Source organism: Kocuria atrinae C3-8 (assembly GCF_000286355.1).
Taxonomy (GTDB): domain Bacteria; phylum Actinomycetota; class Actinomycetes; order Actinomycetales; family Micrococcaceae; genus Kocuria; species Kocuria atrinae_A.
Window position 1 is genome coordinate 1 of the sequence record NZ_AJXN01000065.1, and the last position, 11,479, is coordinate 11,479.

Genomic DNA, 11,479 nt, shown 5'->3' on the forward strand with positions numbered 1-11,479 from the left:
CAGCGGCAAGGTGGGGACCGCCAGCCTAGAGCTGCTGATGAGACCCGACGCGGGCGCACCGCGCGCGCCGAATCTGGACACAGCGGAGAGACCCCCAGCCGCAGGGCAGAACAGCGGGCCGCGCAGCCTAAGCCCGTCCAGCGCCGCGATAGCCGTATTGATGCACAAAGTGGATTGCGCGGAGGCCCGCAAAGTGTCGCGTCCCGGCGCAGCCGTCCGGCTGCACCGGCCCCGAACGAGCGGCCCAAAGATCAGGCGCGAAACACAAACGTCCCCCCAAAGAAGTTGCGACCGGCCCCGGCCCAGCCAAAACCGCGCCGGGACCGCCAGAACTTCAGCGACACCCGACGCAGAAAGGGCTGACCCCTCATGTCGCACAATTCCCGTGATGAGCTGTCCGCGTTTGATGAATTGAACGAATCCGGTTCCCACTCGGAACGGCCTGGGAGCCGTTGGACCGACCAGCGCAAGAACAAACTGACCCCGCCCCACGTCGGCGGCGCGTAATTGTGGGCATCGTCGTTCTTGCAGTCGTGGCCCTAGCGGTCTGGCAATGGTTCCCCCGCGAAGATGACAGCTCTCAACCAGCTACCGCCACGAGTACGGAAACGACAGCCCCGCCAACCACGAGCACCGCGGCGTCACCGACTCCCGATGCAGTGGACGGCTACGGCCCCCAAGCCGCCGAAGAACGATCCGAACCCACGAGCGGGGTGGTAGCGATTGCCGCACCGACGAACCCGAAAGTGAACACGAAAGATCCTGAATCGGTGATGACCGCGTTTCTCACGGCTCTGAATAACCGCGAGGAAAACGGTGAGCTGGATCAGGTTCAAGGCTGGACCGCTGATTACGTCGCCCTAGATTCTCTCGACCCCATTGACCCCTATACGGACAACGGGCCGATGGGAGGGAAAGCACCGACTCAGACCCGTGAGGTCGAGCTGGAAAAGGTGAAGAGCGCCAAACCTGCCGATAGCTCCACTCACCGCACGAGAGAGGCGAAGGTGACCGTTCAATCGCACACCGGCACCGAGACCATCCAAACCTGGACCGTCAAGGCTATGAAGGACGGTGAGACCTGGAAGGTCATCGAGGCCACTCTCGAATCTTGGACCGGGAAAACGGACTGATCTATGGGCATGATCCGTGATTTCGCATCTCTAGCAATCCGTCTCTTAGCAGCCAAACTGCTCGGCTGGTGGCTAGTCATCCCGGCTCTAATCCTGGCCCTTGTGGGATTCACCTTCGTGTCCGTGCTAGTCATCGGTGGCAGCACGAGCACATCGAGTAATCAAGACCCCTGCCGCGAGGCGGGGGCACTGACGGCAGGAAGTAGTCAGGCATTTGGTGGCAACGCGGCAGACACCAAATCACAGGTTGACGTGGTGAAGGCCATTGACGAGGGCGTGCGTGAACTCGGATATTCCGGGCAAGTAACCCGTCTCATCTCGATTGCGGCAATGGGTGAGAGCACCCTGGAAAACATCGATTACGGCGATAACGCTATTAACCCTGATGGGTCCGTGGCGGACTCGATTGGCATCCTGCAACAGCAGGGCAGCTGGGGCACCGTCAAGGAACGCATGGACCCGAAAACCGCCGCGCAGCTCTTTATTCTCGGCCCGAAGAAACAAGGCGGAGGACTCGCTGATGTGCAGGCTGGCAAGACATGTCAGAGACATTGGCGATCCACGAGGTTCAGGCCAACGCCGACCCAAACCACTACGCCAAAAATGGATGGATCGCCCACACCGACAAGGTGCTAAACGAGGCCGGTATCGAGATTGACCGCGAGGGCAAGGAGAACGACGCCAGCGCCCAAGCGTCCAATAACGGGTCTTCGGTCGATACCGCCAGCGCGGATGAGTGCAAGGGAGCAACCACCGCAGGAAAGCCCGGAGGCAGCAACGGCGGTAACGACACGTACCCGTGGGATGACTCCGTGATCCCCGGCCCCGGTGTCTACACCGAGGACGGCGCGGGGTTCTTCTACGGCGAATGCACTTCTTACGCCGCGTGGAAACTAGCCGAGCACTACGGTGCCGAAGGCTCCAACACGTCTAGCTGGAAGATCGGCAACACCAAGGGCGGCAACGGCTCCCAGCTCGGTAACGCTGCGACCTGGAGAGAAGCATGGGAAGCGCGCGGCTGGGAAGTCACGACCAAACCGACCGCTAACAGCGTCGCCTGGTGGGGCGCAGACAGCGGTGAAGGCATTGGTCCCGCTGGACACGTTGGATGGATCGACAAGGTTGAAGAGGACGGAAAGACCTTCCAACTTTCGGAATACAACAACACTTACCTGGCACCGCCCGGTCACAAATACAGCCACCGGCCAGAAGTCACGATGACAGACCCAGGCGCGCCTGATGCGTTCCTGATTCCACCTGATGAGGCTAAACTGTAAATAATGCATGCATTATTTAGAGAGGATGAGGACATGAATACCGCTACGCTTGATGCCAGGGGGAGCGCAGTAATCCACTTGGACGGAGACACGTATCGCGTGAGCGCCAAGAGCGTTGATGACGCACGAGTGCAGATCATTCAAACGGTGTTTGACAACGTCACGACTTTCCCCTGTCAGCTCATGATTGACGAGGCGGATAAGACCCGCACCGTCTTGGAATTCGGTAAGGACGGGGACGTGCAAGAGGTCGAGGTCGAGGATGACACGGCACCTGAAACCGCGCCCGAGACCCATGAACCCGGTGGCAGCAGCGCAGCGGCCACGAATGAGGCGGACGATGACCTGCCGCCCTTCCTGGATGACGCCATGAACGATGCCGACGATGACCTTCCGGCGACTGGGGGCACGCCGCAGACACAAGCGCGAGGCCGACGTGTCGCGTCCCCTCGGACTGAGGTCGTGAAACGCCCTTCGGTTGAAGTCGAGAGCAACGTGACAGAAGATCCCGCTGAGTCTCAGGAGACAGTCAAGAAACCGAGCGCGTCAGACTTCCACGCGTCCAAACCGGCCCCGGCAGAAGGACCGGCTGAGATTGGATGGCGGGGAGTTTTGAACATGCTTGGATTCCGACTTTCCCCAACCAATGAGGAACGCGCGGAACGTGAAGATCGCCGCGACGTTCAGCGCGGTCTCACTTCACATAAGACGGTGATGGTGGCGAACCTAAAAGGCGGCGCTGGAAAGACAACGTTCACCTTTTTACTGGCCGCTGTATTAGGTCGGGTACGAGGCGGGACGGTGCTCGCGTGGGATAACAACGAGAACCGTGGAACGCTGGCGCATAGGTCGCCTATCGAGCCCAATACGACCGCCACGGCGATTGACCTCCTGCATGAAATGCAATTCTTCGAGGGATCAGGACAAGTTGCTGAACTCGTCAACTTTGTACGGCCCCAGGGATCAAATAAGTTTGATCTGCTCGCCTCGCAGAATCAGGGTGGATCACGCCCGGTGATAGATGGAGAGGGTTTCACGCAGCTCCACAGCCTTCTGCAAACGTTCTATCGGATGATCGTTGTGGATACAGGTAATGCATCCAATGCGAGCACATGGCAATCTACGGCGGCAGTAGCAGATCAAATCATTATCGTTTGCGAGAACGCGGAGGACTCAGCACAAACCGCAGCAGACACCATTGACACATTACTGGCAGCGGGTCACGGGAATACCGTGCATAATTCAGTCGCGGTTGTTATGGATTGTCGCCAAGGGCGCACTAAAGAAAAGCGCGCAGAGGATAAGCGACGCTTGGAGCGGATCACGCAGCATCTTAAGAGCCATGTACGCGCGGTCCACGTTTTGCCGTGGGAAGAAAGTTTAGACAACGGCGCGTGGATTGATTGGGAGAATCTATCACCTACAACTCATCGGACGATGCTGGCAGCCGCCGCTTCGGTTGTTCGAGGTATGTGAGCAATGAGTTTGTTTGAGCGCGGCGCGATAGGTTCGGATTCATTTATCCGTTCTGTACTGCGCCGCGCCATTCTCCGTCGAGCGGTTATTGCATCAGGGCCGCGAGCAGCCTGGGATGATTTACCACAGCTTCACCCGAGCTGTTCGCTATGGATTGAAACCGTGACGGCTCGTTTACGGCCACGGATAGGCCAAACAGTCCCCAGGCGATTGATTCCTCGAACTGATGTGCGATTGTTCCCTGACCGATCCGTTAACCGATAGGACGACAGCATGACCGACAAGCCTGATTATGTTCCGGCGCGTGTACAGATAACTTCACACATTTCCCTGGAAGCTCGAACGGTCCTAGAGCGAGCCAAAGATGAAACCGGGAAACCGCTAGGGCGGCTCATAGACGAGTCTGTTCTAGCGCACTTGGCGGAGTACCGGCACCCCTGACTCTCACGCAGTCGATGAACGGCCACCGATCTTCGGGTCGGTGGCCGTTTTTATGGTCCTGTCCTGCTCCCACCCTCCCCGCAGGTGTAACATTACCTATATCATGACCTATAACATCCGATGTTATACCTCCCCCCTGAAATTCCGGCCCACGAGACGCCAACTCACAGACCACCACCCACCTTCTTCGTCCCTCATCAAGTGGGTGGTGGTCTGTGAGTTGGCTTGGTCCAGAATTTCAGGGGGGAGGTATGGAAGTTATAGGTCATGAAGGAAGTGAGTGGGTGGGGAGGGTGGGAGCAGGACAGGAGAGATGGAGTGTGTGAAGTCAGAGAGTGAAGGAGGGTAAAAGATAGGTCCGGGAGAGTTAGGGATGGGCAGTGATTGTGATAATGGATAATTATTGTTGTGGGTGATGTGTTGAGTATGAACGGAGGTGTTGGGGTTGTTGCTTGATCGGGATTTGAAGTTATTGCGGTTTATGGGTCAGTGGCAGTTTATGCAGGTGGATCAGTGTGCGCGGTATTTAGGCTGTTCGGAGCAGGTGGCGCGGAGGCGTTTAAGAGCGTTGAAACGGTTAGGTCTTGTGACGGTTGTTGTGCCATTTGCGGATATGAAACAGGTGTATTGGGTTACTGCCGAAGGGATTAAGTTTGTTCGTGGGGTAGTTCCCGCGAATGCGCCGAAAATGGGTCCGAAATTATCGCAGTTTGAACACGATCGAATTTTGGTTAATATAGCTGTTGATTTTGCGGTAGCGAATCCAGATTATGAGGTTTACGGCGAAATTGAAATGCGCCGCGTGGATGCGGAGGCGGTAGCTCAAAATGAACCAACACGGTTTGCTATTAAGCGGTGGCAAGCAGGGCGTCATGTAAACGTTTTTCCAGATATGTCCGCCGTTAAGGCGGGCCGACGTTTTGTTATTGAATATGAGCACACACGGAAGGATCGTGTTCGTCTGCAATCGCTCATGACGGCCTATGCCAATAGTTCCGAGGTTGCGGCGATTAAGTATTACGCTTCTCCCGTCGCCTTTCCTCAACTATCTCGCGTGTATGAGCACCTTCTGCCGAACCTTCCCATTGTGGGAGGGAAACCCAAAGTTCAAATTGAGCAGCATGAAGAAGGGTCAGAATAATGTCGAAACGAGGACCAGCGCCGCGCGTTCGTATGCGTGACACTGAACTAAAGCCTGTTGATGATCCGCTGGCATTGCTTCTTCGCGTGGGCCGTCTAGTGTTCGTGCTTGTTGCTCCTATTGCTGCACTGGTCGCGGTACTGACGGCGTTAGTGCTGAGTCGGGTCAAGAAACTTCGACCGTCAATTTTCGTTTTGCTGGGAATCGCGGCTGTTGTCGCGTCATTCGTCTTAGGTGGGTTCCGTGCCTGGTTTATGGTGTACCGCGAAATATGGTCCCTTCTGGGCACTGAGGGGCTGCTGAGTGCGCGGGAGGTTATTCCCGCATACCTATCGGAGTCTTGGCGCGAGATTCTTATCTCGCGGCTGTGGTTGTCGGTCCCAGTGGGGTTTCTTGTTGGTGCTGTGGCATCGGCGGCGCGCGCTCGGTATGCCCCAAAGTGGCGCACGGAGAAGGTGGAGAAACGCAGTGATCGTTCCACGGCCAAGGCCATGCAACGGGTAAATGAGTGGCCGCAGAAAGACGCCCGCGAGTTGGGGGACTTGCTGGTGCGCCTTGGTATCAATCAGCACACCGGCAAGCCGTGGGACTTGTTGGTGTCTGCGTTGCGTCATCATGGGATGCTGGTTGGTCCGTCCGGGTTCGGTAAGACGACCACGCTCATTGAGATAATGCGGGGGCTGCTGGTGGCCCCGGCAGCGCAACCATTCCGCATCGGAGTGACGTTCTTGACGATGAAGCCCGACCCGGCAATCACGAACGCTCTAGGAGCCTTGGCGGAGTTGGCCGGTCGCGGGTTCCACGTGATTACCGAGGACGGCGGCGGCGAGGCGTACAACCCCTTGAAACGAGGGACACCCGCCCAACGCCGCAACATTCTGATGGAGGCTGAGACGAACGCGGCTAACGGTGGGTTCAGCGAGCCGCACTATCAGCGCAGTGGGTCACGCTTTACGCTGCTGGCCTTGCGTGCACTAGAGCGCGCGTGTCTTGACGGCATGACCTACAGCCATGGACGGGTACAGCGCCCGTGGCTGATGGACCTAGAGCACTTGACCCGCATGATGCGATTTGAGCGAATGCAGGAAATTGCCGATGCAGGATCAGACGCTCGCCTATCGGCGGACTTGGCGGACTATTTTGATGAAGTCCAGGAGGACAAGAGCGCCGGAGCTGGCGCGGGCGGTATGCGATCCCGGTTCGCTGTTATTGCCGAAGGTGCAGCCGGGGAGACCTTGCGCGAGCGGTCCGATGGTTTGGACCTACGCGCAGCTATCCAGGCCGGGGACGTGGTGGTGTTCGATCTGGACGCAGCGCGAGATATGGAAGCGGCTCAGTACGTTGGGAACCTCGCCATTGCCGACTGGACGGCTGCAATGGCCGATCTTGGCGAGCAATCGTGGCACGGGGATTCAAGTAACCCGGATCGGTTGCAAATGCTTATCGTGGATGAGTTTTCAGCTCTGGGTGGTTCGGGACTTCGCGGAGCCTTGGCACGAACACGAGGTCAGGGCGGCGCGGTGATCCTAAGCACACAGAGCTGGGGTGAAATCACTGAACAATCATCCGAGGGATTCCGCGCAAACCTGGTCACGAACACATCGGTAAAGCTGCTGCATCAGGTAGAGGAAGGCGCGGAGGACTTAGCCTCACTGGTTGGCACTAAAGAAGCCATGAAAGAAACCACGCAGGTTTTTGAGGACCGAGACCTGATGGGGTCACAGACCCGCGCCAGCGGACAAGGTAGCTTGCGCGAGGTCGAAACGTTCAAGGTTCACCCGAACGAGCTTAAGAACCTACGACCGGGCGAAATCATCGCACTGGTGAGGAACCCGCAAGAAGTAGCCCATGTGAAGATCCGGCGAACTGCGCCCGCGCAGATGCTCGCTGCTGCTGCTCACCGTGGAGATACCAGCGAGGAAACCGACGCGCTAGATGAGCGCAACGAGCTACCCGAAGCGGACGCGGTTCAATCCGTTAAGACTACTGAGAAGGACAGTGCCGAGGCCCAGGGCAGACACGGAGGCAGTCAATCGAGCAAGCCCGCACCTACAAGCGCATGGGTGACAGCGGCGAAAAAGGTCGAGCCGAAGAAGGGCGAGGACGTTGAGAGCCTGACGGCAGAAGATGACGCATTCGATATGCCAATCCGGGAGGACGACTAGGAAACTCCCGGTGTGGTTGCCTTCCTGGGGGCTACCGCCGCCCCCAGACCCCGCGCCAGGGCACACGCCCTGGACCCGCGCCCGCGTCCATCAGTCGGCCCTGGCGGGCCTCCTTGGATGACGCGGATGAGTTTGGTGACGTAGGGCCAGTGATCGTGTGTTTCGGGTGATTGCTGAGGATGCGCCGAAAGGTCCAGTCAATAGCGGGGCCGGGGGTGAAGGCCAGGAAGCAATGAGGGTAAAGGATCAAGTCATCTCGGGAATTTCAGCAAGGAGGAACGGTTTAGGCGTTGTGTTATCGGTAGACCAAAGGTAAACTAATAGATGTAAGCAGGGGACGGAAAGACCCCACCACACCGAAAGGACAGAGACCATGACACGAGCAATCCCGAGCACCTGGCGTCAGCGTCGAAGGCAGCAGCGATCAGTAATCCGGCGCGGCTGGACCTTGAACGGGTAGCCCTGAAAAGGAGTCCCCAGTCAGTGGCCCGCCGCGTGGATAAGTTGGGCGAGCGGGTAGCGCGGTACGAGGCCCGCAGGGATGCCACGCAAGACCCGTCTAAGGCCGCACGGTGGGAGCGGCGACGCAAGGACACCGCCGATTATCGCGGGTATTGGGTGACGATCCAGCGGCTACAGGCCGAGTTGGAGCGGTAGAGCGACGGACAGACCCCCGGCCAGGTGCCGGGGGTTCTTTGTGTCCAAAAGTTCTCGAATTAGTTGACTCACGGTGTTGTGTTATTGGTAGACCTTCGGTAAACTAATAGACATAAGCACGGGGGACGGAAAGACCCCCACCACACCGAAAGGACAGAGACCATGAGCACCAAGCAGGACGCACGCAAGCAGAAGGCCGCAGAGAAGCGCGAGCAGGTTACCCAGGCATACACCGCGACGGTGGAGCGGATCGAGAATGACCCGGAGTTCGCCGCAGCCTTCGCCGCGTTTGCCGAGAAGTTCCCGACCTACAGCCAGAAGAATCAGGCGTTGATTTTCGCGCAGATGGACACCGCGACGGTGTGCGCGGGATTCAATAAGTGGAAGGCCGAGGGTCGAATGGTCCGCAAGGGTGAGAAGGGCATCAAGATTTTCGCCCCATCATCCAAGATCGAGAAGGACGAGAAGGGCAACCCGGTCAAGGACGAGAAGGGCGAGACTAAAAAGACCTCCTTCTTCGTCATGGTGACAGTGTTCGACATAAGCCAGACCGAGGAAATCCAGGACTGACAGCCACGAGCGCCGAGGCCGGGGGGAACTCCCCCGGCCTCACTCATGCCCGGATCGCTGCCAGTTATACGGCATTACGGCACCCCGGCAATCCGGTCAATTAGTTGACTCATGGTGTTGTTTTATTGGTAGACCTCTGGTAAACTAATAGGTGTAAGCAAGGGGGAAGGAAAGACCCCACCACACCGAAAGGACGGGAACCATGGCCACTCAGGATCAGATCGAGGAGTACGAGGCTCGATGCCGCGAGTACACGGCACAAACCCGTGAGCGTATGGCTTACTACCGGGCAGCCGGACAGCCGGAGAAGGCCCGCGAAGTGTGGCAGCAGTTCAAGGCCGGGAGCGTGATAACACGCGAGACCTTGGCGCAGATGCGAGCGGAGGTTGCGACCAACTGAGACAGACCCCCGGCTATGTGGCCGGGGGTTTTTCGTGTCCAAAAGTTCTCGAATTAGTTGACTCTCGGTGTTGTGTTATTGGTAGACCGGCGGTAAACTAATAGACATAAGCACGGGGGACGGAAAGACCCCACCACACCGAAAGGACAAGCATCATGAGCACTCCCCTGGTAACCGATTACTGCGAGATTGACCGGATGGTAACGCGGTGTCTGCTCCGTGGTGACGGCCTGACCGTCGAGACCGATATGGGCGAGGTTGATTACTACGGCGACGACCTGCGCCGCGCCTGGAAAGACCTGGCACCGGGTGAGGCATTTCTGCCCGTGGCCGTCCTGTCGGCCCCCGAGGATCACGCACAGGCCCACGGTGGCTGTGATCTGGTGGAGCGCGTGGAGGATCACCACCGGCCCGCGCTGCGTGCCTTCGCGCACTTGCTGACCGCTGTAGCAAATAACCCGGATTGCTGGCCCTGGATGCTGGTGCACTCGGTGACGCTGCGCGAGACCTACGGCCCGCTAGGAGGTAGCAAGCCGACTAAGGATGTGTACAAGCTCTTGCAGCAGACGATCTATTGCGAGGCCATGCAACGCTGCGTGAGCCGCTGGCCCGGATACACCTGGAATGATGACGACCTGGCTACATGATCGCGGAGGTAGCCCGAGAAGTTCCCGCCGAGGCATGACGGCACCGAGGCCGGGGGAACTCCCCCGGCCTCACTCATGCCCAAATCACTGCCAGTTATACGGCATTACGGCGCACCGGCAATACGGTCAATTAGTTGACTCTTGGTGTTGCGATACTGGTTGACCGATGGTAAACTAATAGGTGTAAGCAAGGGGGAGGGAAAGACCCCACCACACCGAAAGGATCGACCAATGCGTGCATGGATCATCACCAAGGATCACTTGTTTGAGACGGACACCGAGACAAGCGATTGCGCTGGCACTGTCGGACCCGCAGGGGTCACCGACGACCAGGAGGCACTGTTGTCCCCTGGCAAGAAACTGCCCGAGGGGATCGAGCGCCGCGCGTTCCGCATGTACGACGATGACGGGGTGCTGTGCTTCTCAGGCCGCGCGATCTATGACAAGCCGGACGAGGGCAGCGAGCCGGACGAGGACGCACTGGTAGGCCCGCTGATGGACTTCGGCAGGGCATATGCCGGAGCGTGCCGGATCAAGTGGCACGGTCGCCCGGAGTGGGAAAGCATCTACATCTACTAAGGATGTGGCCGCCCAACCAATCGGGGCGAGGTTGGGCGGCCACCCGCAGAACCTTACGTGCGAGACCGGGGGAAGGAAAGACCCCCACCACCGAAAGGACAGGAACCATGAGCATCACCGTGTACTCAAAGCCGTCATGCGTCCAGTGCAACGCCACCATGCGGGCACTCGATAAGAAGGGCGTCAACTACTCAGTGATCGACGTGACCGAGGATCAGGCTGCTTATGACCACGTGATCGAGCTGGGCGCGCAGCAAGTGCCAGTAGTAGAGACTGAGACCGAGCACTGGACCGGATACCGACCGGACAAGATCAGCAGCCTGAGCACATAAGACGGTCCCGACCGACTGGCAGGGATGCCAGGGAAAGAGGCCGGGACCAAATCACCCGAAAGGACGGGCATGAATAAGGATACCAAGCCCCAAATTTTTCTGTCAGTGACCGAGGCGGCGGCGTTTTTGGGGATCACGAAGGCGGCGTTTTTGAAGCGGAGGCCGGCACCGCCGGCCGATGCCATGATCGGCCCGAATCGCGGGTGGACGAAGGAGACGCTACGCGAGTGGGATAAGACGATTCCCGGCCCCGGCCCCCGGCCACGTAATAAGTAGCACAAACGCCCTACTAGCGGGTATTTCGCTACATTCAGTAATGCACCACAGTTTTGCTACCGAATCCCGACCCTGACAAGCACGAATTTCTGACAGGACCGAGCAGGAGCAAAAACGACCGTTTGCGCACCATGCTGTTTAGCGCAAGCGTGGGGGAGCGACCGTGCGTCGGTGTCTCACCTACCTTGTTTATGCGCGAGAATTGCACCATGCCTCTCCAACCTGTTCCTGAGTCCGGCCCTGACATCCCTTCGGCGCCACAAGACGCGCTCACCCGTCTCCTCGATGAAGGTGTGACGTGGGGTGATGCGTCGCTGTGGTTGCCGGCCCTGCCTGAGTCCAGCGTTGACTTGTTCTTCATGTCACCGCCCTATGCGGATCAGCG

Annotated in this window: 12 protein-coding genes; all 12 read left to right on the forward strand. The window is 58.4% G+C overall.

Annotated elements, in window-relative coordinates; translation table 11 throughout:
- Positions 1 to 659 precede the first annotated feature (659 nt).
- Positions 660 to 1,133, forward strand: a complete 474-nt coding sequence (locus YO9_RS0108015) for a hypothetical protein (RefSeq protein ID WP_016996996.1) — start codon at positions 660 to 662, stop codon at positions 1,131 to 1,133.
- Between the two features lie 9 nt (positions 1,134 to 1,142).
- Positions 1,143 to 1,769: a hypothetical protein gene (locus tag YO9_RS17555; RefSeq protein WP_223286282.1), complete on the forward strand. Its 627-nt coding sequence runs from the start codon at positions 1,143 to 1,145 to the stop codon at positions 1,767 to 1,769.
- The gene (locus YO9_RS0108025) at positions 1,673 to 2,410 is read left to right on the forward strand and encodes a CHAP domain-containing protein (RefSeq protein WP_223286283.1); all 738 of its coding nucleotides are present in this window, start codon (positions 1,673 to 1,675) and stop codon (positions 2,408 to 2,410) included. The genes YO9_RS17555 and YO9_RS0108025 overlap by 97 nt, the downstream gene beginning before the upstream one ends.
- A gap of 99 nt (positions 2,411 to 2,509) precedes the next feature.
- Positions 2,510 to 3,886: a MinD/ParA family ATP-binding protein gene (locus tag YO9_RS0108030; RefSeq protein WP_223286284.1), complete on the forward strand. Its 1,377-nt coding sequence runs from the start codon at positions 2,510 to 2,512 to the stop codon at positions 3,884 to 3,886.
- Between the two features lie 880 nt (positions 3,887 to 4,766).
- Positions 4,767 to 5,468, forward strand: coding sequence for a hypothetical protein (locus YO9_RS17560; RefSeq protein WP_223286285.1), 702 nt, complete (start codon positions 4,767 to 4,769; stop codon positions 5,466 to 5,468).
- A 32-nt stretch (positions 5,469 to 5,500) separates the two neighbouring features.
- Complete coding sequence (locus tag YO9_RS0108045) at positions 5,501 to 7,633, forward strand: type IV secretory system conjugative DNA transfer family protein (protein WP_016997000.1); 2,133 nt, start codon at positions 5,501 to 5,503, stop codon at positions 7,631 to 7,633.
- An 819-nt stretch (positions 7,634 to 8,452) separates the two neighbouring features.
- Positions 8,453 to 8,860 (forward strand): ArdC family protein, encoded by a 408-nt coding sequence (locus tag YO9_RS0108055; RefSeq protein WP_016997002.1) that lies wholly within the window; start codon positions 8,453 to 8,455, stop codon positions 8,858 to 8,860.
- A 202-nt stretch (positions 8,861 to 9,062) separates the two neighbouring features.
- Positions 9,063 to 9,260 carry a hypothetical protein gene (locus YO9_RS0108060; RefSeq protein WP_016997003.1) on the forward strand — a complete coding sequence of 66 codons (198 nt, stop codon included), beginning with the start codon at positions 9,063 to 9,065 and terminating at the stop codon, positions 9,258 to 9,260.
- A gap of 155 nt (positions 9,261 to 9,415) precedes the next feature.
- Positions 9,416 to 9,907: a hypothetical protein gene (locus YO9_RS0108065; RefSeq protein ID WP_016997004.1), complete on the forward strand. Its 492-nt coding sequence runs from the start codon at positions 9,416 to 9,418 to the stop codon at positions 9,905 to 9,907.
- Positions 9,908 to 10,138: 231 nt separating this feature from the next.
- On the forward strand, positions 10,139 to 10,486 hold the full coding sequence (locus YO9_RS0108070) for a hypothetical protein (protein ID WP_016997005.1): 348 nt from the start codon (positions 10,139 to 10,141) through the stop codon (positions 10,484 to 10,486).
- Between the two features lie 107 nt (positions 10,487 to 10,593).
- Positions 10,594 to 10,818: a glutaredoxin-like protein NrdH gene (gene nrdH / locus YO9_RS0108075; protein ID WP_016997006.1), complete on the forward strand. Its 225-nt coding sequence runs from the start codon at positions 10,594 to 10,596 to the stop codon at positions 10,816 to 10,818.
- Between the two features lie 69 nt (positions 10,819 to 10,887).
- Positions 10,888 to 11,094, forward strand: a complete 207-nt coding sequence (locus YO9_RS0108080) for a hypothetical protein (protein ID WP_016997007.1) — start codon at positions 10,888 to 10,890, stop codon at positions 11,092 to 11,094.
- Positions 11,095 to 11,479 lie beyond the last annotated feature (385 nt).

What these genes read in the sequence shown, in the direction of transcription:
- YO9_RS17555 (WP_223286282.1), top strand. Translation starts at nt 1,143, where the DNA reads ATGATCCGTGATTTCGCATCTCTAGCAATCCGTCTCTTAGCAGCCAAA.
- YO9_RS0108025 (WP_223286283.1), top strand. Translation starts at nt 1,673, where the DNA reads ATGTCAGAGACATTGGCGATCCACGAGGTTCAGGCCAACGCCGACCCA.
- YO9_RS0108045 (WP_016997000.1), top strand. Translation starts at nt 5,501, where the DNA reads ATGCGTGACACTGAACTAAAGCCTGTTGATGATCCGCTGGCATTGCTT.
- YO9_RS0108055 (WP_016997002.1), top strand. Translation starts at nt 8,453, where the DNA reads ATGAGCACCAAGCAGGACGCACGCAAGCAGAAGGCCGCAGAGAAGCGC.
- YO9_RS0108060 (WP_016997003.1), top strand. Translation starts at nt 9,063, where the DNA reads ATGGCCACTCAGGATCAGATCGAGGAGTACGAGGCTCGATGCCGCGAG.
- YO9_RS0108065 (WP_016997004.1), top strand. Translation starts at nt 9,416, where the DNA reads ATGAGCACTCCCCTGGTAACCGATTACTGCGAGATTGACCGGATGGTA.
- YO9_RS0108070 (WP_016997005.1), top strand. Translation starts at nt 10,139, where the DNA reads ATGCGTGCATGGATCATCACCAAGGATCACTTGTTTGAGACGGACACC.
- nrdH (WP_016997006.1), top strand. Translation starts at nt 10,594, where the DNA reads ATGAGCATCACCGTGTACTCAAAGCCGTCATGCGTCCAGTGCAACGCC.
- YO9_RS0108080 (WP_016997007.1), top strand. Translation starts at nt 10,888, where the DNA reads ATGAATAAGGATACCAAGCCCCAAATTTTTCTGTCAGTGACCGAGGCG.